Source organism: Nonomuraea insulae, from assembly GCF_042656245.1.
On record NZ_JBHSPA010000094.1, the window covers coordinates 12,615 to 34,145 of the forward strand.

A 21,531-nucleotide genomic window follows, 5' to 3' on the forward strand; every position below is an offset into this window, starting at 1 on the left:
GCCGTCCTGCTGGCCGACGAAGTAGCCCTGCTGGAGCGGCAGCAGGGGGAACGGCGCGAGTGGATCGTCACGGTGGGCCACCTTGAGGTCGGGCACGTCGGAACCACGCGCGGAGCCGCGCTCGCGCACGACCGTGGCCAGGTCGGCGAGCGTGTGCTGCACCGGGAGGTCGGACATCGCCAGCATCACTCCCAGCCGCCTGCGGACGAGGGAGGCGGTGCGGACGGCGAGCACGGAGTCGCCGCCCAGAGAAAGGAAGCTGTCGCCCGGGGAGATGTCGTCCTCGGGCAGGTCGAGGATGTCCGCCCAGATCCGGCGCAGCGTGGGTTCGGGGTCTACGGTCACGAGCGGAAGCTCCGATCTGTGATGAGGGCGTCGACGGTGTGGACCTCGCGTGGGACGAGGTGCGGTGGCAGCGCCTCGGCCGCCTTGGACAGAAGCGGGGCGGGGTCCGGATGGTGATCGCCGCGCACGGCGGTGAACACGTACTGCCCGGCCGCGGCGAGCGGGTCGTCGGGGGCGGGCTCGACGCGCACGTCCCGGTATCCGGCCGCCGCGAGCTGCCGGATCCATTCGGTCCGGCCCAGGAAGACCCGGTCCTGGCCCTGCCGGACGTCGGCGAAGCCGGTAAGGAGCGCGTCGGCCCGTGGCGACATGAGGAAGTGCATCGAGGCCGACACCAGGTGGTGTTCGACGCACGACTCGATGAGCACGAGCGTGCCGCCGGGCGACAGCAGCCTGCGGATCGCGGCCAGGGTGCGTCCGGCGTGGCGGGCGTTGTGCAGGACGTTCGCCGCCAGGACGACATCGAACGGCTGCTCGTCCAGCTCCATCGGCGCGTTGACATCCAGCAACGCGTAGCGCAGGCCCGGCCGGCGCGCGAAGCGTTCGCGCGCCGCGTCCAGGAAGAAGGCGGAGACGTCGGTGAACAGGTAGTCCACCTTGCCCATGGCGTCGAGGACCACGTCGGTCGTGGCGCCCACCCCCGCGCCGATCTCCAGCACCCTTGTGGGAAGGTGGGCCGCCACGGCCCCGGCCGCCGCTTTGTTGAGGTGGCGGCTGATCAGGTTGTCGCGGTAGTTGCCCTGGGCGGTGGTCATGCCTCCGCCCGTGAAAAGCAGCGACTGCAGGCTGATCTCGTCGCGTACGAGCCGCGGCAGGCTGCGCAGTGCCGTCTGGAAGAAGCGGCCCATCTCGGCGGGGTACCCCAGCTCCTGGCGGGCGGCGTCGAGGTCCCGCATGGCGCGGGCCAGCTCCTGGCGGGTCGGAGGCCCCGGCAGGTCCGCGGAGGCGAGCGCGGCCAGCCAGCGGCGGACGATCCATCGGTGGCGGGGGGCGGCTCCGAGCCCGGCTGCCGCCTCCTCCGCGCGGTGTGGGCGGCCGTCGCGGAAGAGCCCCGCGCTGTGCAGGGCGTGGGCGATGGCCAGTACGGCAGCCCGGTCCATGGCCGCCAGGCAGCCGGGCACGACGTGCGTCTTGGCGCCGCCGAGCCGGGTGGCCGGCGGGGCGGCGTCGGAGGGTTCCGGTGGCGGATGCCCGTCGGAGACCAGGGCTGACATGGCTGCTCTGGTGCCGTCGGCGATGAGGAGGACCTCTGCCTCGGCCACGCCGGGCAGCTCTTCGAGGGTGCGGCGGACCAGCCGGAGATCGTCGCGCGAGGGCAGCTCAGCGGGCATCGCCTGGCGCCTCCTCCACTCCGATGCCGGGCAGCGGCGTGCCGGGCAGGGCCACGCGCAGGTGGTCGTGCAGCACCTCGGGCAGCCGCCGGGCCACGAACGCGGTCATGGGTTCGTGCGCGAGCCGGCCGCGTTCGATGCCCTCGGCCAAGGCGGCGACGCTCTCGGCCGTGAACCGCCCGGCCGACGCGGGCCGTGCCAAGGCCAGGCGGGCCGGGTCGGCGAGATCAAGCAGTACCGCCGCGTCATCCGGTGCCTCGGCGCGGAGGGCGTGGGGCGTGCTTGAGTCCGGGGAGTTGTGCAGGAGCGCGTTGGGGATGTGGTCGCGCAGCCCGGAGCCGGGCCAAGCGGGGGCCTGCTCGGCGTCGGCGTGCAGGACAAGGTCGTAGCGGTAGCGGGTGAGCTCGGTGTCGTCGGCCATGGTGCGGGCGTGTGCCGACACGGCGACGGAACGGCCCGCTTCCAGGGCGATCCGCGCGATCGTACGCGGGTCGAGCAGCATCTCCTCCTCCTGCGCGACCCGGCGCACCACCCGCTGCTCGATCTCGGCCGCGTCGGCTTCAGGGTCCTTGGCGTGTTCGACCCAGCGGCAGTACTGGTCGAGGAGTCCGGCGTGCCGGATGTCGCCGACGATCACCGTGCCGCCGGGGGCGACCAGGTCGAGGGCGTCGAGCAGCACGGCACGCAGGTAATCAAGGTGGGGGAAGCATTGGGTGACGGAGTTCAGCAGGACGCAGTCGGGCCGGGCCTGCGGTCCCATGGTGTCGGCCAGCGCCCTCGTCACCTGTTCTGAACGGGCCTCGTGGGCGGCGGCGCGGACGACCGCGATCCTGGGCGTGGTCACCGGAGCGAGCCGCTCGACGGCGGTGGCGGAGACGTCGGTACCGACGTACGCGGTCAGATGCTCGCGCAGCGCGTGCAACAACAGCCCGCTGCCGCAGCCGAGTTCGAGCACGCGCGACGGGCGGCAGCTCAGCATCAGCTCGACGGTGCACCGGAGCCAGTCGGCCATGTGGTCCTCGGGCAAGGGCCGGCCGGTGTCGGAGGCGCGCCAGCCGGAGAAGTCGGGTTCGCCGGGCTTGGGAGAGCCTTCGTACACCCAGTCGTAGACGTCTCCCCAGTGCTCCAGGAACTCGCGCAGCAGCGTTCCCGGGTGGGGGCGCACAGCGAGCGCCTCGGGCCGCGGGCGTACCAGAACGCCCTGGGGTCCGCGGCGCGCGGTGGCCACCCACGGGTGGTCGCGCAGCACGTCAAGGATGGCTTGGTCGATCACGCTGGTCCTCCGTCTGGATGGTGTTCATGGATGCGCGCTCATGTCCTGCTCGTGCAGGGTTCCGGCGCTCAGGTGCAGGACCCGGTCGGCGCGGGCCGCCACGTCCTGGTCGTGTGTGGCCAGGAGCACGGCGAGGCCGTCGGCGCGGAGCCGGTCGAGAAGGTCGAGGAGCCGCGTGGCGGTGGCCGCGTCCAGGGCCGAGGTGATCTCGTCGGCGAGCAGGACGGCGGCGTCCGGGGCCACCGCACGGGCGACGACGACGCGCTGCCGCTGGCCGCCGGAGAGCCGTCCCGGGCGGCGTGCGGCGTGCTCGGCGTCCACGTCGAGGTCCGCCAGGAGCCGGAGCGCCTGCGCCCGTGCCGGGGCGCGGCCCAGGCCTGCGAGCGTGCGCAGCGGGCGGGCGACCGCCGTCACGGCCCGGTGGGCGGGATTGAGCTCGTCGCGGGGGTTCTGGCCGACGAGCTGGATGCGGCGCAGCTGGGCGCGGCTGCGCCGGCTCGCCAGGTGTGCGAGGGGGCCCGAGACGTCGGGCGCCGAGAGGTATACCGTCCCTTCGGCGGGTGCGTGCAGCCCGGCGAGAGCGCGCAGCAGGGTGCTCTTGCCGCTGCCGGATGGCCCGAGCAACGCGACGAGCTCTCCGGCGTGCACGGTCAGGTCGGCGGTGAGGAGCGGAGGTCCGCCCGCCGGGTGGTCGAGTACGAGCCCGCGTACGGTCAGCACCGCGGGCGCGTCCGCCCGCCGGAACACGCTCGCCGGGTGGCGGGGCGGGGTGACGGCGCCGATCTCGGTCACGTCATCAGCGAGGTCCGCGACCATGCGCCGGTCATGGGAGACCAGCACCGTGACCCGTGACGGGTCGCCCCGCCGCGTGTTCACGGCCTCGGCGGCCAGCCGGGCGCAGTCTGGGTCCAGGCCGCTGGTGGGCTCGTCCAGCACCAGGAGGGGTGGGTCGCCGGCGAGGGCGCGGGCCAGCGCGGCCCGCTGGGCCTGGCCGCCGGAGAGCCGCTCGGGAGTTCTCATATGCAGGTCGGGATCGAGGCCAAGACGTTCGAGCAGCGTGGCGGCGTGGGCTCGTGCGGCGCGCCGGACCGGGTCGCGATCGGCGAGGGCCTCGGTGACCTGGTCGAGCACGGGCCGCCAGGGGTCGAAGGTGGAGGCGGGATCCTGGGCCAGCCAGCCGACCTGGGTGAGCCGCCAGCGGCGGCCGGCCCGTCCGGCGGGCAGCGGGCCGCCGCGCCAGCGCACCGAACCGGCCGTGAGCTGCAGCCCTGGCGGCAGGCAACCGAGCAGGGCCCTGAGCAGCGTGGTCTTCCCGCTGCCCGACGGGCCCGTCAGCGCGAGGACGCGGCCGGGCGCGGCGTGGGTAACGAGACCGTCGAGGACGACGCGCCCCGCCGGGCCGGTGACCCGGACCCGGTCAGCGCGCAGTCCCTCGTGTGCCGTCACCAGGCGTCCCCCGTTCCGAAGGCGTGGCCAAGCCCGATGTGCGCGGCGGCGGCGATGGCCAGGGAGAGCAGGGCGAGCAGCAGCGCGGGAGCCGCGAGGGCCGCGGGGTTGAGCGCGGCCCCCGCCAGGTTCTCGCGGAGCATCGCGGCCCAGTCCCCCGTGGCGGGCGCGTCGGTGAGGCCGAGCACGGCGAGTGCGGAAGCCAGCTGCAGCGCGGTGACGAAGCGCAGCCCGAGGTCGGCAGCCAGCACTCCGGCCACGGCCGGGAGCACCTCGCGCAGCAGCACCGCGGGGGTGCGCTCGCCCCGCAGCCGCGCCGCCCGGACGTATCCGCGTTCCCGCACGCCCGCGACGGTGTCCCTGACCACGCCCAGCGTCAGCGGCGCTCCCGCCAGGACCGTGGCGGCGACGACCGCCGTGTCTCCGGGCAGGGACACGGCCAGCACCAGCGCGGGCAACAGGACCGGCATGGCGAGCAGCAGGTCGGCACCGGCCGCGAGCAGGCGGTATCCGCCCCACCCGGCCGCGAGCCCGCCGAGCGTGCCGGCGAGGGTGGCGGCCATCGCCGCCACGAGCGAGACGACCAGCAGGTGCCGGCCTCCTGACAGGACTCGCGAGAGCACGTCTCTGCCGAGCACGTCACCGCCCAGAAAGTGGCCCGCAGAGCCTGCCTGCCACGGCGCGGTCACGGGTTCGGCCGGGTCGTAGGGAGCCAGGGCCGGCCCCAGCAGGATCAGCGCGACAAGGACGACCGCGAGCGCGATCCGGCTCACGTCCGCCACACCGGGACCAGATCGGCGAGCAGCAGCACCACCAGGACGGCCGCGGCCGAGCCGAGCCCCAGGAGCTGCACCACGGGCGTGTCCCGGACGGCCACCGAGCTGACCAGCAGCTCGCCCGCCCCCGCGTACCCGAAGACCGTCTCCACCAGTGCGCTGCCAGCAGTGAGCCCGCCGACCACGACGGCCAGCACCCGCAGCGCGGGCCCGGCCAGCACCGGCAGCACGTGACGGCGCAGGATGCGACCGGCTGGCACCCCGCGGATCAGGGCGTCCGTCACGTACGGCCTACGCAGGGCATCGGCCACGACGCCGCCGAGCAGCGCGACGCCGAACGCGGCCGAAGGCAGGGCCAGCGTCAGGACCGGAAGCACCAGTATCGACGGATCCGGCGCACCGCCGCCCGGCGGCAGCAGGGACACCGGCGGCACCCATCTCAGCACCCCGCTGAGCAGCGCCGCGAGCGCGGCCGCCACGACCACCTGGGGCACGGCAGTGAACGCCGTCGCCAGGCCGCCGCCAGCGTCACCCGGACGGCGCAGCGCCCGGCGGCCAGCGAGCGCGCAGCCCAGCAGGACGAGCAGCGCGGTCAGCGCGAAGGCGGACCCGGCCAGCACGGCGGTGGCGGGCAGCCGCCCGCCGACCAGGTCCACGACGGGGCGACCGGTCAGCAATGACCGGCCCGCGTCGCCATGGGCCAGCGACCAGACCCAGCCCGCCCAGCGCTCCCAGCCGGGCCGGTCGAGCCCGCGCTCGGCGCGCAGCTCGGCGAGCTGCCCCGCCGAGGCTCGGCCGGCGCCCACGGCGTCGGCGGCGTCTCCCGGCAGCAATTCAGTGGCGGCGAACACCGCGACCGAGACTGCGGCCAGCAGGACGACCACCCGTAACGGCGCCAGGATGGCACGGGACAGCCCCGTCGGCGCAGAGAGACGCATCGGCTCAGCTCGCGTCGCCGAGCCGGACGCCGTCGAGGAGGAAGCGCTGGAACCCGGGCCCCGTGGGCAGCCCGTGGACGGCAGGCGAGGTTAGATCCAGTCCCTCGCCAAGGCCCCACACGACGTACCCGCCGTCCTTCCACAGCTCTTTCTGCAGCACTCCGAGGCGGCCGTTGCGGTCGGCGTGGTCGCGGACGGCGAGCGCCTCGGTGAACGCCTTGTCCCACGCGGGCCGCGTCCAGGCGGTCTCGTTCGTCGGCGAGGTGGAGAGGAGGGAGACTCTGGCTATGTCGGTGAAGGGGATGCCGCCGAAGTAACCGGTGTAGAAGTCGGCCTTGCTCCACACGTCCGTGAAGTAGGTGTCCGGCGGGTCGTTGCGCACGGTGGCGGTGACGCCGACGTCGGCGAGTTGACGCGCGTACAGGGTGGCGGCGCTGTCCATGCCAGGGTAGGAGGTGGAGGTGTGCAGCGTGACCTCGAGCCCGTCAACATGTCCAGCGGCGGCCAGCAGTTCCTTGGCCCGGGCCACGTCGCGGGGCCGCTGCGCCAGATCCTTGGGATAGGAGGCGTCGTACGGCGTCGGCAGGTCGTTGGCGACCTGCCCGTACCCGAGGAAGACGGTGTCGACCAGGGCCTGGCGGTCGGCGGCCAGCTTGAACGCCTCGCGGACCCGCGGATCGTCGAACGGCTTGCGGTCAAGGCGCATCACGAACGGGTACTGGGTCACGGGCGTGCGGCGCACCACCCGGACATCCGTGCCGGCGGCCTTCGCGGCGGCGGGGCTCACGCTGCCCGCCACGTCGGCCTGGCCGGAGGTGACCGCGGCGGCCCTGGCCTGCGGGTCTGCGACGGCGCGGATCTCGACGCCGTCCAGACTCGGGCGGGGGCCCCACCATCGGGGGTTGCGCTTCAGCACGGCGGCCTGGGCGTCGCCGCCCGCCATCTGGAACGGCCCCGAGCCCGGCACGGGCTTGCCGAAGTCCTCATTGCCCTCGGGGACGACGAACGTGACCGATTCCAGCGCCTCTGGCGCGAGCGCGTTCGGGGTCCTGCTCACCAGGACGACGGTGTGGTCGTCGGGCGCGGTGGACGCCTGGGTGTCGAATGACGCGAGCCGTCCGTAGTTCTCGGCCGCCTTGCGCTCGATGCGGCGCAGCGAATACAGCACGTCGGCGGCCCTTACGGGACGTCCGTCGGTGAACGTGGCCTCCGGGCGCAACCGGAACGTCCACCGGGTGAGCGTCCGGTCCGGCTCCCAGGAGGCGGCCAGGCGGGGCTCGGCCGTGCCGTCGTCCCCGGGCACCGTCAAAACGTCGTAGAGCAGGGAGAAGCGCAACGTGTCCGACTCGTTGGCCAACCCGCCGTGCGGGTCGTTGCTCGCGGCGGCCGGACTGCCCGCGGCCACGTACCGCAGAGTGCTGCCACCGTATGAGGCAGGCGGCTGCGGAGCCGAGCAACCGGCGACGAGCACCGCGAGAGCGATCATCAGCAGGGCAGGTCGTCGCGGCTTTAAGGTCATGGATTCCTCTTCCGAAGGGTGCGTGGCTCGCGAAGGAGCTCGCCGAGCAACTCCGCGACCCGGCCTACGGCGGGCGCGCGGAGCAGGGAGTAGTGGTGCGCGTCGACCGGCTCCGCTCGGAGCCCAGGCAGGAACGGACCCCAGCCGAGGTCGTGGCGGTTGGGCACGTCGTCGACGCCCATGCCGATCCCGCCGTTGAGCGGCGACGGCAGTGCGGCCCGGACGAGAAGGCTCCGCAGGTCTCCATTGACGCGGCGGGCCCGGAGTTCACCGAGGCGGCGGGCCTGATGCTCACCGAGGATGCGCAGGTGGCGGGTGAAGACCTCCAGCCTTTCCGCCGCGGAGTCGCGGGCGCCAAGCAGCCCGGCCCGCCGCAACAGGCCCGAGACCTCGTCCAGCAGCTCGGCCTCGGGCAGCGCCGCCAGGCGCCTCTCCAGGTCCGGCGCGGAAACGTCGAGGTCCGCGCCGCGGAACGCCTCCAGGGAGCGCAGGTAGCGTGCGGTCGCGTGCACGTCGGGTCTCTCGGCGGGGAGCGGGCGTATCCGGTCCGGGACGTTCGAGTCCAGCATCGCCAGCAGCTCGACCCGCTCGCCCTCCTCCGCCAGGCGGCAGGCCATGAGCTGCGCCAGGGTGCCGCCCATGGACCAGCCGCCGAGCGCGTACGGGCCGGCGGGCTGCCAGGCGCGCACCGCCCGCACGTACAGGTCGGCGAGGGCCTCCATGTCGCCGGGCGGCGAGATGCCGGCGAAGACAGGGTCGGTCAGGCCGACGACTGCCCGGTCGGTGTCGAGCAGGCGGGCCAGTTCGGCGTAGCAGAGCACGTCACCGCCGGACGGATGCACAAGGAACAGCGGCCGCGGATGGGTGCCCTCGCGCAGCAGCAGGGTCAGGTCGCCGTACGTGCTCTCCCAGGCCGAGGGGTCGTCGGCCAGGCGGCGCACCTCGGCCACGTACCGGTCGAAGGCGGCGTCGGCCTCGTCCGCCGGGAGCGCGGACTCGGCCACGTCCCACTGCAGGAGGAGCTCTCCGCGCTGGACGAACGCCTGGTGATCCAGCCACACCTGCGGAGTCTGGCTGACTCCATGGACGGGGGTGCCGACCCAGTCCAGGTCATGGGTGTCCTCCAGGCCGAGGGCGCTGGTGAAGACGATGGGCGCCTGAGCCAGCCGTCCCGTGCGGGCCGACTGCTCGGCCAGCACGTCCAGGGCGGAGAAGTCGCGGTGGTCCAGGTCCTGGAACAACCTGCGCTGGGCGGCCCGTGCGCGCTCGGCGAACGCGGCAGGAGCCCTCCTGTCCACCTCGTGCAGCAGGAGCGAGGTGAAGTCGCCGACCACCTTGCCGACGTCGGGATGGATGCGCGGCCGGTCGAACAGGGTGAGGTTGACACAGAAGCGGTCGCTGCCCGACCAGGCGTGCAGCGCGTCACCGTACGCGGCGAGCAGCACGGCGGTGGGGGTGACCGCGTGGTCGGCGGCCCGCCGCTCGAGCCGTTCCCAGACCTCGGCGGGCAGCGCGGCGCTGCGCCTGGCGAACCGCGGCGCCGCAGCGTCGTCCCGCACGGGCAGCGCGGGTGGTCCCGGCAGATCTGCGAGCCTGGCCCGCCAGTACTCGGCCGCCGGTCCGGACTCTCGCTCCTCCATGGCGCGTACGCAGGCCGCGAAATCCGTGCCGATCGGGGGCAGGTCGGGGCCGCCGTCGTGCTCGTAGAAGTGCCTCAGCTCCCGGTCCAGCAGCAGGTAACTCGCGGTGTCGCAGACCAGCACGTCCACGCCGACGAACAGGCGCACCGTGCCCGACGGCAGCCGAGCGGCACGCAGCTCGACCAGCGGCCAGCGGTCGGGGCGCGGCGTCCGGTGCGACAGTTGCTCCCTGAGCGCGGCCAGCCGGGCCGCCGGGTCGGCCTCCTCGCGCAGGTCGTGCACGCGGATGCGGTATTCGGGCACCCGGTCCAGGATCCGGTTGCGCCCCTCGGGGGTGATGACGGCGCGCAGCATCGGATGGCGGGCGATCACCTGGTTCCAGGCCCGCTGGTAGCGCGGGATGTCGAGATCCTGGCAGTCGTATTCGAGGTAGAAGTGGCAGGCCGTGCCGCCGTGGCGGTATCCGCTCCCGCCGCCGACCCAGTACGCGTGCTGCACCCGGGTCAGCGGAAAGTCGGTCTCCCCGGTCGCCGCGAGCTCGTGGGCCTGGACCGGCCCGCCGGACCCGCTGTCCGGCAGCAGTTGGGCGAGCGCGGCCACCGTCGGCCTGGCCAGCAGGTCGCTCAGCCGCAACGGCACCCCGTGGTCGTCGGCCAGGTGGGCCAGCATGCGGGTGGCCAGCAGGGAGTGCCCGCCCAGCGAGAAGAAGTCCGCCTCGCGGTCGGTCACGGGGAAGCCGAGCAGTTCGGACCAGAGCGCGGCTACCAGCCGCTCCGCCGGGAGCCAGTCACCACTCTCTCCCTCTGTGTGGGCTTCAGCGTGCTCTGCAGCCGCGGCGTCGAAGGCCAGGCGGGCGGCCAGGTCGGCGGGTGAAACGGCCACCACGGGCGGCGCGTTGCCGTCGGCGACGGCCGCGAGGATCCGGTCCAGGGAGAGCATGCCGTCGGCGGCGCCGATGGAGTGCGCCGAGGCGACCGTACGCTCCCGTCCGGCCGGGCCGACTCGCCAGCCGTCCCAGGCCACGCTGACCCACCGGGTGCCCGCATCGGCTCCGGTCTGCTCGGCGACGGCGTCGAGCGCGCGGTTGGCCGCCGCGTACGGGCCGAGGCCGAGCCCGCCGACGGCGGCGGTGGCCGAGGACATCAGCAGCACGGTGTGCGGCCTGACCTGCTCGGGCAGCGCGTCGATGGCCTCCCGCAGCGCGAGGGCGGCACCGACCTTGGCGCGGGCGTGCGCGTCGGCGACGCCGGCGTCGGCTTCCCGCAGCGGCCCGATCCCGGCGGAGGCCACCACGCCGGCGCCGTGCACGACGAGGTCGAGCCGCCCGTGCCGGCGCGCCACGTCATCCAGGAGCGCGCGGGTCGCCCCGGCGTCGGCGGCGTCCGCGACCTCGATCTCGACCTCCAGCCCGAGCCCGGCCAGCCGCCGGAGCCAGGCCAGCCGCTCGGCGTCCCGGCTCCCGGGATCGGCCTGCGCGGGCACCCCGGTACGGGACGTCAGCACCACCTTGACCCCCTGACCGGCCAGGTGCTCGGCCATCGTGAAGCCGACGTCGCCCAGACCGCCCAGGATGACCGCCACCGAACCCCGGCGGGACTCGGCCGGGACCGCCGCCGTGGGCCGCCAAGGAGCGAAGGAACGCAGCCATCGCGTCTCACCGCGCACGGCGATCTCCCCTGCGGTGGGCCCCGGCTCGGCCGCGCTCTGGGGCTGCCCGTTCTCGGCGACGAGGTCGGCGGCCTCGGCGACCACGACGCGCACGTCCACGACACCACGGGCGAGGTCGACGGACCGCCAGGTCAAGCCGGGGCTCTCCTGGGTGAGGACGCGTGGCAGCGCCCGCACCGCCGCCGCTGCCGGGTCGATCGTGTCGGAGCTCTCCACCCGTTCGCCCCCGATGGTCACCAGCAGCAATCGTCGCGGCGGTTCGGAGTGGGAGGCGAGCAGGGCGGCGAAGCGCGCGAAGCCGACGACGGCCTCGCGGACCTGCCCGTCCAGGCTCTCCTCCTGGTCCTGGCGATCGAGGACGTACACGGCTCCGGCACAGCTCGCGCCGGGAAAATCGGCGGCCGTGACAGGCTGGGCCCCGGCTCGCGCCAGGGTCTCCGCCAGCTCGGGTGATCCGCCGACGACCAGCCACCGTTGGCCCTCCGGGAACCGGGGAGCGGGAGCCGGCACTGCCCGGTGCCATACAGGGATCTGCAGCAACTCCCCTGTGTGCTGCACCGCCGCCGTGCTCGGGGCGGGCGGGTCGATCCACAGGCGGCGGCGCCGGAACGGGTGGCCCGGCAGGGCTACGCGGCGGCGGCCCTGCCTGTGCAGGGCCGCGGCGTCGAGCGGCACGCCGTGCGTCCACAGGTGTCCGGCGGCCGACAGCGCGGCGGCCCGGTCCTGCTGATCCTCGCCGGGCGCCGGAAAGGTGGCTAGCGCGGCGCGCAGCGCGGGCAGGCCGTGGCGGCGGGCGGCGGTGACCAGCCCGCTGCCGGGTCCGACCTGGACGAGAACGGCGAGCGACTCCCCCACTGCGGTCCGCACAGCCCCGGAGAAGCGCACGGTGGAACGCAGGTGACGTACCCAATGCTCGGGATCGGACAGCGCGTCGCCCGCCCAGTCGCCCGTGAGCGTGGTCACCAGCGGCACCTTCGGTGTGTGGGGCGAGAGACGTTCGGCGGCGCGGCGCAGTTCGGGCATGACGGGTTCGATCAGGCGTGAATGGGCGGCGGCGTCCAAATGCAGCAGCGTGGCCTCGACGCCTGACTCGCGCAGTTCGTCGTGGAGCCGTGCCACCGCCGTGGCGGGCCCGGAGAGCACGCACGAGTCCGGGGCGTTGACGACGGCCAGGTCGAGGTCCTGGTGACGGCCGAGCAACTCGGCGACCGCCTCCTCGGGCAGGGACACCGCGAGCATCGCTCCCGAGGCCGCAGCCATGCCGGTCGACCGGACCGCCACCAGGGACGCCGCGTCCTCCATCGGCAGCGCGCCCGCCACCACCGCCGCTGCGTACTCGCCGAGGCTGTGCCCGAGCACGGCGTCCGGTACGACACCCCACGACTCCAGCAGCGCCGCAGTGGCGACGCTGACGGTGAACAGAGCGGGCAATCCGATTCCGGGGTTCCGAGCAGCGGCCCGTGCCGCCGGGTCGTCGCGGCGCGCGAGGATCAGCTCGCGCACGTCGGCCCCCAGGAGCGGCGCCAGCGCCTCGGCGCACCGGTCCACAGACTCGGCGAAGACCGGCTCGTCGCCGTACAGGCCGGAGCCCATGCCGGCGTACTGCGCGCCGCCACCGGGGAAGGCGAACACGACCCGGGGCGCGGTCTCGGACACAGTGACGGGCACCGCGGCGCGCAGCGCACCCGGGACGTCGGCGGGGCCGGTGACGGCCGCGACGAGGCGGTGCGCGAAGGCCTTGCGCCCGGTATGCAGCGTGTACGCGGCGTCGGCCAGATCCGCCGGCTCCGCGGACGCGAACCCCTCAGCGGCCTGCGTGAGTGCGGGGGCGGAACGAGCCGAGAGCAGCAGCAATTGCGGACGGCCATCGGCGGGGACGGCTTGGCGCGGCGGCGGCTCGCCCAGGACCGCGTGACAGTTGGTGCCGCCGATGCCGAACGCGCTGACGCCCGCATACCGAGGCCCCTCCCACGGCCCTGTCGCCATCGCAACCTCGAACGGCGAGCCGTCCAGCTCCAGCGCCGGATTGAGCGGCTTGGCGCCGAGAGAGGCCGGGATGACGCCGTGGCGGACCGCGAGCACGGCCTTGACGAACCCCGCGATGCCGGCCGCGGAATTGGCGTGCCCGATGTTGCCCTTGACCGAGCCGAGCGCGCACCACGCCGGTCCCGCCGGGCCGAACACCTTGCGCAGCGCGGCCACCTCGACGGCGTCACCCAGCCGGGTGGCGGTGCCGTGCGCCTCGACGTACCCGATGGCACGGGGCTCGACCCCGGCGACGGACAGCGCCTCCGCGATGACCCTGGCCTGCCCGCGCACCGAAGGAGCGGTGAAACCGACCTTGTCGGGGCCGTCATTGTTGACCGCCGAGCCGAGCAGCACGGCCAGCATCTCGTCGCCGTCGGCGAGCGCGTCGTCCAGGCGGCGCAGCACGACGGCCCCCACGCCCTGGGAGAAGACGATGCCGCTGCCCTCCGCCGAGAAGGGCCGCACCCGGCCGTCTGCGGAGAACATCGCGTCGGGCACGTGCAGGTAGCCGTGCCCCTGCGGAACCGTCAGCGACACCCCGCCCGCGAGCGCGGTGTCGCACTCGCCGTTGAGCAGCGCCTGCGCGGCGACGTGCACGGCGACCAGGGAGGTCGAGCAGGTGGTGTTGACGGAGAGCGCCGGCCCGGTGAGCCCGAGCCGGTACGCGACGTGCAGCGGTAGATAGTCGGCCACGGTGGCCATCGCCGTCTGCAGGCTGCCGACCGGGTCCGCGCCACCGCCCGTGGGGTCGTAGCGGTGGTGCAGGTTGGCCATGAGATAGGAGCTGTGCGCGGCCCCGGCGTAGACGCCGACCGTGCCCGCGCCCACGCCGCTCCCGTGGCCGGAGGACTCCAGCGCCCGCCAGCAGCACTCCAGGAAAAGCCGCTGCTGCGGGTCGGCAAGCGCGGCCTCGGCCTCGGTCATGCCGAACAGGTCGGGGTCGAACTGGTCCTGGCCCTCGATCAGTGCGCCGACCGGGACGTATCCCGGTCTGCTGGCCAGAGCCGGGTCCACGCCTCTGGCCAGCAGTTCGCTCCTGTCGAAGCGGGCCAGGCCCTCCCTGCCCTCGACCAACATCTGCCAGAACGACTCCGCGTCGGGCGCGCCGGGGAAGCGGCAGTCGAGGCCGACGACCGCGATGGCGGTGCTCAACGGGACACCTCCTCGGCGTGCGCGCGGGCCCGCAGCCGCGGCCCGCGGGCCGTCGCCGGGTCGCGGGCAGGCTCGGAGTCCGCGACGCGAGCAGGCGCCGGTGACGTTGGGCGGCGGGTGATGTGGGCCGCCAGGGCGCGGGCCGTGGGCCGTTCGAAGAGGTCCACGACGGAGAGTCCGGGAGCCAGGCGGCGCAGTTCGCGGTGGGCCAGGACGAGGGTGATCGACGTGGCCCCGAGGTCGAAGAAGGTGGCGTCGGGATCGACGGGGTGCCCCAGGAGTTCCTCGAGGACGGAGGCGACGGACCGCAGCACCTCGGGATCGGCCGGGACGTCGCTCCGGCCCCCGGGTACAGGCGGGACGTCCAGGGTGGCTTCCACGCCCGGCGCCCGGAACGTCGCGGACGCCGACGCTCCGGGGCGTATCGTCAGAGCCAGCTCCAGGCCGCGTTCCTGTGCCTCGCCAAGAACCCGGGCCACCCACTCCGTGAGGTCCCGCGTGCCGTCCGGCCGCACTTCAACCTGTTCTTCGGCGGCGGGGCGGCTCGCCCGCACGTACGGGTCGGGCAGAGCGGCGTGGTCCACCTTGCCGTTGGCCGTGACCGGCAACCGGTCCAGGATCACCAGCCGGGCGGGCACCATGTACGACGGCAACCGCTCCCGCAGGGCCGCGGTCAGCCGTTCCTCGGACAGCGGCTCCTTCCCCACCACGTACGCCACCAGCCTCGGCCGCCCGTCAGAACCACGAACGGTGGCCGCGACGCACACCCTGACCCCAGGCTCACGTGCCAGCACGGCCTCGATCTCGCCCAGCTCGATCCGGTGCCCGCGGATCTTGACCTGCCGGTCCACCCGGCCGAGGAACTCGATGGTGCCATCAGACCGCCAGCGCCCGAGGTCGCCCGTGCGATACAGCCGCTCGCCGAGCCGCGAGTGCACGGCGAACCTGGCCGCCGTCTGCTCGGGATCCCCCAGGTAGCCGCGCGCCAGCCCGTCACCACCGATGTACAACTCCCCCGGCTCGCCAAGCGGCACCGGCACGCCGTCCTCGTCGAGGATGCGGAAGCTCTGCCCCCGCAGCGCCCGCCCGTACGGGATGCTCTTCCACGCCGGGTCCACCTCCTCCACCGGGTAGGAGATCGACCAGATCGACGCCTCGGTGGCCCCGCCCAGGCTGAACAGCCGGGCCTGGGGCGCGAGCGCGAGCAGCCGTTCGGGGAGGGTGACCGGGATCCAGTCACCCGACAGCATCACCAGGCGCAGCGAGCGCAGTTGCCGGCGGGCCTCGCCCAGGTCCAGCTCGGCGTACTCGACGAGCATTTCCAGCAGCGCGGGCGCGGTGTTCCAGACCGTGACGCCGTGCTGTTCGGCCAGCTCCAGCCAATGCTCCGGGTCGCGCTGGCGGGCCACCTCCGGCAGCACCAGTGCCCCGCCCGCACCCATGACGCCGAAAACGTCGAAGACCGACAGGTCGAAGCTGAGCGCCGACAGCCCGAGCACGCGGTCCCGGTGGTCGATCCCGAACCGGTCGACGATGTCGTCCACAGTGGTGCGGGCCGCGCAGTGCTCGATGGCCACGCCCTTGGGCGTTCCTGTGGAGCCAGAGGTGAAGATCGCGTAGGCCAGGTCGTCCGGGACGGGCCGCTCCAGGGTCCGGCCGTTGACCGGAGACGGGCGACCGCCGGCCGGATGGACGGTCACGCCATCGGGCCAGGTGACCGGGCCGTCGGCGGCGATCGCGTGCGCGATGCTCGCCTGCTCGCACACTGCGGCGACCCGGGCAGAGGGCCAGGACGGTTCGACGGGCACGTACCAGGCACCCGCGGCGGCGACCGCCAAGACGGCGGTGATCTGGTCAATCCCTTTGTCGAGGGCGACGGCGATCGGTTTCCCCGGCTTGATCCCTGCCGCCAGCCTGCCGACCGCCTCCGCCAGCTCACCGTGCGTCATCGCGCCGCCGGGCCCCAGCAAGGCCGGAGCGCTGGGGTCGCGGCGGGACACCTCGACCCACGGGTCGTCGAGCAGCGGCCCAGCCCCGGGGAACGGCAGGCACTCCAGCGGCTCATCGGCATGGAAGCCCGGATCGGCGGCCAGGGTCGCGGACGTCCAGGCGTCCGGGTCGATCAGCCCGCGCAGCAGGCGTACCTCGGCGTCGAGACATCCCCGGATCCATTCCTCGGGAAGCACCGTCTCCACCGCGTCCCAGGCGATCTTAAGCGGTCCGCCGTCGTCGCGCACGATGTGGTCGAGCAGCACCTGCGGGGTCTGCGACACGCCGAACACCTCCTCCCCCAGCCAGGCCGTGGCCTCCTCGCCGGCAAGCCCGACGCCGCTGGTGAAGACGACCGGATGCGCCGGCACGCCGCTCGTGCGTCCCACTGCCCGCAGTGCCTCGACGCCCGAGACAGCGCGATGCTCCAGATCGGTCCAGAACCGCTGGTTAACCTCAGCCGCCCATTCGGAAAAGGTCCACGAGCGTGACAGGTCAGGGAACGGGATACCGACCAGAGCCGTGGTGGTGAAGTCACCCACCACGTCGCGCAGTTCCGGACGGTCAGGGCGGTCGAAGAGCGTCACGTTCAGGCAGAAGGGGTCGGCCGCGCCCCGCCGATAGAGGGTGAGAGCGAACGCGGCGAGCAGCACGCCGGTCGGGCTGAGCCCGTGCTCGGCCGCGCGGGTTCGCAGCAGCGCCCACTCCTCGGCCGTGAGCCGCCCCTCGTGCCGGGCGAACCTAGGCACACCGACCTCCTCGATCGGCACATCCATGGGGAGCGCAGGTCCGGGCGGCAAGTCCGGCGCGCGCTCAGCCCAGTAGGCGCCGGCCAATGCTCGGCGCTCGCGCTCCTCCGGGTCCGACTCGCGTTCCCTGACCACGGTGGGGAAGTCGGTCGCGCACGGCTCAGGCCGGGCAGCGGGGTCAGCGACCAGCTCACCCCACTGGCGCATCACGAGCAGCCAGCTCGCCATGTCCAGTGCCAGGATGTCCATGCCGACGAACAACCGCGTCCGGCCGTCGGGCAGCAGCGCGGCATGGATGTCGAACAGCGGCCAGACATCGGTCGATCGGAGCTGATGCGAGCGTTCCGCGCGCAGCTGGTCGAGCGCTTGGCCGGCCCCCTCGGCGGACGCCTCCCGCAGGTCGGTGCGGCCGATGCGGTACGGCCCCGGTGACGGGAGTATGCGCTGCCTGCCGTCGTCGCCGACCACCATGCGCAGCATCGGATGATGCTCGACCAGCACGTTCCACGCCTGCTCCAGCCGGTCGAGATCGGCCTGCCGGTCGCCCGCGCGGCGGTCGTACTCGTGGAAGAAGAACGTCGCAACGCCGCCCAGCGGGAACGCGGGATCGCGGCCAACCCAGTACGCGGACTGGGCGGCAGTGAGGGGAAAAGCGGAGTCCTCCGGCGTGACCCGCCGCGCGATCGAGCGTGCGGACGCTTCCCCCAGGAAAGACGCGATGGGCAGATCCGCGCCGACGCGCTCGCGCAGCCTGCGCCGCAACCGTACAGCGGTAAATGACTCCAGACCCAGCTCCGTGAGCCTGGCGTCCGGGTCCACCTCCTCTTCCTCTATCCCGAGCACCTGCGCCACGCACGAGACAACCTCGCCCAACGACGGGCACGACACATCAACCAGCGGAAAAGGGGTCACCAGACCTCCACCAACGTAGACGGAACGCCAAGCCAAACGCCGACCAATTAGCCGAAGTCATGTCTAACATCAACGAAAATGATTATCAACACCGTTATCAGGATTTGGGGGTTTTACGATCAACCGACGGGAGTCCCCACCGTGCTCCCGAAAGACCGTCCCGCTCGTCATCCGGCTCGTCCCAGTCACCGTCGACCTCGATGTCGTTGCGGCCGCCACCGGAACGCCTGATCGGGATCACCAAAGTCGGGGAACGCCTTCGCGTGCACACCAACGCCGACATCGCCTTGGCCGCCACCCTCGCCGCCCCGAGCTACCGGCAGGCACCAGCAACGATCCCGGCGGCAGCCGCGACAGCTGGGAGGACCTGCTACGTCAGGTCCGGCCGCACGCCGGTCACCGGATCACCGTGGAGACTCTGGACCGGCTGGGTTGCGCCACACGCGAGTGCCTCACCCTCGCTCACGAGCTGGCCCAGCAGGGCATCGGACTCCGCACGCTTGCCGACCAGCTCCCCCTCGACACCAGCCTGCCCGGCCCGGCAGCCGAGACAGCCGTCGCGCTGCTGGCCATGTTCGCCCGGATGGAGCGGCCCTATGAGAGCGAACGCGGCGCCGAGGCACGGGCCTCTCAACAAGCCCAGGCGGCTTCTATCGGACGACGGCCCAAGATGAGCGCCCAGCAGCAGGCCGCGGCCGCCGAGATGCTCAGCTCCGGCACGTCGGGTGAGGAGGTCGCCGCGGGATTCGGCGTGTCTCGGTCTACCCTGTTTCGCAACCTCAAGCTGTACCGCGAAGCGCAGGCCGCGCTGAGTACGGGCGAGCTGCTCAAACCCAGGCACGCGAGATGGACCAGATAGTCGCCGGGGAAGAGCGGCGCACCCCCGCGAGCGAGCCCGGCCCAGCGGGACAGGCCCGTCCGCTAGAGCCTGTATGGAGTTGAGATCACAGGGATTTGCCTGCGCTCTGGTCTGTGCTCCTGGTTGGGTCTTCGCCATGGCGCGTGGAGACCTCACCGACGAGGAGTGGTGCTTGATCGAGCCTCACTTGCCGCTGGGTGAGCGAGGCCCGATTCCGGATTTGCGGCAGCAGTTCAACGCGGTGATGTGGCGGTTTCGTACCGGCAGCCCGTGGCGGGACCTGCCCGTCGAGTACGGGCCCTGGTCCACCGTCTATGACCGGTTCCGCTTGTGGGCGGTGGGCGGCGTGTTCGAGCGGTTGATGCAGGCGATGATCGCCGAGGCTGCGGTCCGCGTGCAGGTCGATCTCGATCTGGTCAGTGTGGATTCCACCACGGCCCGCGCTCACCATCACGCTGCCGGGATGGCGCTGGATGGTGAGCTGGCCGCGGCGCTGGAGGAGGCCGTCGAGCAGGAAAAGGGGCTACGCCAAAGGGGCAAAAGGCCCACGACGGCGGCGAAGACGGGGGCCGGCGGATACGACGCCGGCACAGATTCCGGCTGAAGGTGGCCCGGCTGGGCCGTTCGCGGGGCGGGCTGAGCAGCAAGGTGCACCTGTCGGCCGATCGTCGCTGCCGTCCGCTGTCCTTCGTCCTCACCCCCGGTCAGGCGGGAGACAGCCCGCAGTTTCGCGTGGTCCTGGAGCGCATCAAGGTCCGCCTGCCCCTCGGCCGTCCGCGCACCCGCCCGGGCGCGGTGGCCGCCGACAAGGCCTACGCCTCCCGCGGCAACCACGCTTACCTGCGCCGGCGCGGGATCAAGGCGGTCATCCCGGAGAAGGCCGACCAGGCGGCCAACCGCAAGAAGCGCGGCTCCCGCGGCGGACGGCCGATCCGTCATGATCCGGAGCTGTACACGCAGCGCAACACGGTGGAGCGGTGCATCAACCGGATCAAGGAGTGGCGTGGGCTGGCCTTCCGGTTCGACAAGACGCCTGACAGCTATCTGGCCGGTCTTCATCTACGCGGCGCCATCTTATGGATCCGCTGCCTCCGACCGGCCTAAAGATCCGAACTCCGCACATGCCCTAGGTGGAACCGTTGGGCTCTTCACTCCCGGAGCTGACCGGGCTCAGCTCCGGGAGTGCAGCAATTCGCTCGCGAGCGTCGCGAGCCTCGAAGCCGGGATCGGGAACGTCAAGTTCGCTGGCCAGCGCGCGGAGCCGTACCCGGGCAGTTTCCCGCAGGGACTGCGGTGCGATCGTGTCGAGCACCTCGCCGGCCAGGGCGGCGGCGTCGCCGAACTGCGTGCGTGCAGCTTCCCCACGCGCCTCAACGAGGACGGCGGCGGCCCATCCGGGGCGGCCGTGCCGGATGTGCTGCTGGGACGCGCGAGCGTGGGCGCGGGCCTGGGCGTGGTCACCGACGAGCAGGGCGGCTTCGGCCAGGTGGAGGAGCAACTCCGCGGTGTCGAACCCGAAGCGGCCTGACTGGTCGCCGTGTGGGTCGGCGGCCATCTCGTCCTGCGCGGCCGCCGCCAGGCGTTCGACGTCGGACCGTTGGGAGGGGCCGAGAGCGGCGGTGGCGCGCACCTGGCCCCAGGCGATGATCTGGGCGCGGCGCAGCGGTGTGTCGGCGTACTCCAGCGCCTCCTGGGCGAGCCCGAGGGCTTCGTGGTGACGGTCTTGAGTGTAGGCGGTCATGGCGTGCGCGCCGAGCGTCCAGCAGATGAGGTGGTGCTCCCCCACCGCGGTGCCGAGCCGCGCTGCGGTGGCGAAGTGGATCCCGGCTGCCGGGTAGTCGCCGAGGTGGAAGGCGGTGTTTCCGACCAGGGCGGACAGCCAGCCGGCCAGCCTGCGGAGCTCGGCCCGATCCGGGTCAGCCTGCGGCTGGCGCAGCATCGCGCTGGCCAAGGCGCGGGTGCGATGCACTTCGGTGGCGAGGGTCGCGGGCGGGAACGCGCTGTAGCGCAGCGCGTAGTACTGCACGGCGGCGTCCAGGGATTCGCGGGTCGCCTGGCCGCCGGCGGGGCCGTCAGCTTCCATGGCGAGTTGGACGGATTCGCGTACGGCGGGTAGAGCGGAGGTCTGGTCGTCGGTCATGGCGTGCCTCCCATGCGAGGCACCGTACCCCGCTCCGGCGGCGATCGGGGGATGCATCACCGAAGTCCACCGTGGGATGCCGAGTGCATCCGGAGTGGCGCCGTACAGACTGCACAGCAGCGGCCCGTACTCGGGCCCGACACAGATCGCGCCGTGTTCCCACCTGCACATCATGGCTGAGTTGAGGGGCGGCGGAGCCCAAATCAAACGTGGGCCTGGTGCCGGTGATCAAAGAGGGGATGCCGGCGCTGGCCGAGCACCGGCTGCTGGGCGTGGAGAAGGGCTACTTTCACGGCGAAGGCATCGCCGCGGCCTCGGCCTGCCTGGTCGACAAGCAGGCGGGCATCGACATCACCGCCGACTGGGGCGGCGGGCTGGTGGCCTCGGTGGACGGCATGCGCTTCGTCGTGCCGGTACTGGGACCCCATGAAAGCCGGCGGATGCCGCAGCACGGCCGCCAAGAAGAAGGCGATCGTCACCGTCGCCCACGCCATGATCGTCATCGTCTGGCACGTCCTGGCCACCGGCAAGCCCTACCACGAACTCGGCGAGGACTACTTCACCATCCGCAAAGACCCCGAGAAGCAAGCCCAACGCCTGATCGCCAAGCTCGAAGCCCTCGGCCACAAGGTCACCCTGGAACCAGCCGCCTGACCCACACCATTCCCGGCAAACCCTCACCGACGATCAACGGTTGGGGTTCGCTGCCGTCTGCCCAGCTGAGGTCGATTCACGTATCAGCCCCTGCGCCGGCCTGACCCTGCAT

Annotated in this window: 11 protein-coding genes and 3 pseudogenes; 4 read left to right on the forward strand and 10 right to left on the reverse strand. The window is 72.9% G+C overall.

Annotation, left to right across the window (positions count from 1 at the left end):
* Positions 1–192: 192 nt before the first annotated feature.
* From ACFPZ3_RS57205 to ACFPZ3_RS57245, 9 genes and pseudogenes are all read right to left on the reverse strand, one after another.
* Positions 193–345: pseudogene (locus ACFPZ3_RS57205) on the reverse strand (acyl carrier protein); the annotation flags it as partial.
* Positions 342–1,676 carry a class I SAM-dependent methyltransferase gene (locus tag ACFPZ3_RS57210; RefSeq protein ID WP_379522877.1) on the reverse strand — a complete coding sequence of 445 codons (1,335 nt, stop codon included), beginning with the start codon at positions 1,674–1,676 and terminating at the stop codon, positions 342–344. The pseudogene ACFPZ3_RS57205 and the gene ACFPZ3_RS57210, both read right to left, overlap by 4 nt.
* The gene (locus ACFPZ3_RS57215) at positions 1,666–2,949 is read right to left on the reverse strand and encodes a class I SAM-dependent methyltransferase (RefSeq protein WP_379522878.1); all 1,284 of its coding nucleotides are present in this window, start codon (positions 2,947–2,949) and stop codon (positions 1,666–1,668) included. The genes ACFPZ3_RS57210 and ACFPZ3_RS57215 overlap by 11 nt, the downstream gene beginning before the upstream one ends.
* A 24-nt stretch (positions 2,950–2,973) precedes the next feature.
* Entirely contained in the window at positions 2,974–4,395 is a 1,422-nt protein-coding gene (locus ACFPZ3_RS57220; protein WP_379522879.1) for an ABC transporter ATP-binding protein, read from the reverse strand.
* Positions 4,392–5,177, reverse strand: coding sequence for an ABC transporter permease (locus tag ACFPZ3_RS57225; RefSeq protein WP_379522880.1), 786 nt, complete (start codon positions 5,175–5,177; stop codon positions 4,392–4,394). The genes ACFPZ3_RS57220 and ACFPZ3_RS57225 overlap by 4 nt, the downstream gene beginning before the upstream one ends.
* Positions 5,165–6,109 (reverse strand): ABC transporter permease, encoded by a 945-nt coding sequence (locus ACFPZ3_RS57230; RefSeq protein WP_379522881.1) that lies wholly within the window; start codon positions 6,107–6,109, stop codon positions 5,165–5,167. Before ACFPZ3_RS57230 ends, ACFPZ3_RS57225 begins: the two co-directional genes overlap by 13 nt.
* 4 nt (positions 6,110–6,113) lie before the next feature.
* Positions 6,114–7,628 carry an ABC transporter substrate-binding protein gene (locus ACFPZ3_RS57235; protein WP_379522882.1) on the reverse strand — a complete coding sequence of 505 codons (1,515 nt, stop codon included), beginning with the start codon at positions 7,626–7,628 and terminating at the stop codon, positions 6,114–6,116.
* The gene (locus ACFPZ3_RS57240; protein ID WP_379522883.1) at positions 7,625–14,116 is read right to left on the reverse strand and encodes an SDR family NAD(P)-dependent oxidoreductase; all 6,492 of its coding nucleotides are present in this window, start codon (positions 14,114–14,116) and stop codon (positions 7,625–7,627) included. Before ACFPZ3_RS57240 ends, ACFPZ3_RS57235 begins: the two co-directional genes overlap by 4 nt.
* Positions 14,113–17,727 carry a non-ribosomal peptide synthetase gene (locus ACFPZ3_RS57245; RefSeq protein WP_379522884.1) on the reverse strand — a complete coding sequence of 1,205 codons (3,615 nt, stop codon included), beginning with the start codon at positions 17,725–17,727 and terminating at the stop codon, positions 14,113–14,115. Before ACFPZ3_RS57245 ends, ACFPZ3_RS57240 begins: the two co-directional genes overlap by 4 nt.
* A gap of 208 nt (positions 17,728–17,935) precedes the next feature.
* Between ACFPZ3_RS57245 and ACFPZ3_RS57250 the strand changes: the two genes are divergently transcribed.
* Positions 17,936–18,625: a recombinase family protein gene (locus ACFPZ3_RS57250; RefSeq protein ID WP_379523027.1), complete on the forward strand. Its 690-nt coding sequence runs from the start codon at positions 17,936–17,938 to the stop codon at positions 18,623–18,625.
* Between the two features lie 136 nt (positions 18,626–18,761).
* Positions 18,762–19,729 (forward strand): annotated as a pseudogene (locus ACFPZ3_RS57255) (IS5 family transposase).
* 22 nt (positions 19,730–19,751) lie between these two features.
* Here the strand turns inward: ACFPZ3_RS57255 and ACFPZ3_RS57260 are convergent.
* Positions 19,752–20,765, reverse strand: a complete 1,014-nt coding sequence (locus tag ACFPZ3_RS57260) for a tetratricopeptide repeat protein (protein WP_379522885.1) — start codon at positions 20,763–20,765, stop codon at positions 19,752–19,754.
* A gap of 206 nt (positions 20,766–20,971) precedes the next feature.
* On the opposite strand from ACFPZ3_RS57260, the pseudogene ACFPZ3_RS57265 reads away from it, so the two are divergent.
* Both ACFPZ3_RS57265 and ACFPZ3_RS57270 read left to right on the forward strand, forming a co-directional pair.
* A pseudogene (locus tag ACFPZ3_RS57265) lies at positions 20,972–21,181 on the forward strand (Tn3 family transposase); the annotation flags it as partial.
* A gap of 10 nt (positions 21,182–21,191) precedes the next feature.
* Complete coding sequence (locus ACFPZ3_RS57270; protein WP_379522886.1) at positions 21,192–21,419, forward strand: hypothetical protein; 228 nt, start codon at positions 21,192–21,194, stop codon at positions 21,417–21,419.
* Positions 21,420–21,531 lie beyond the last annotated feature (112 nt).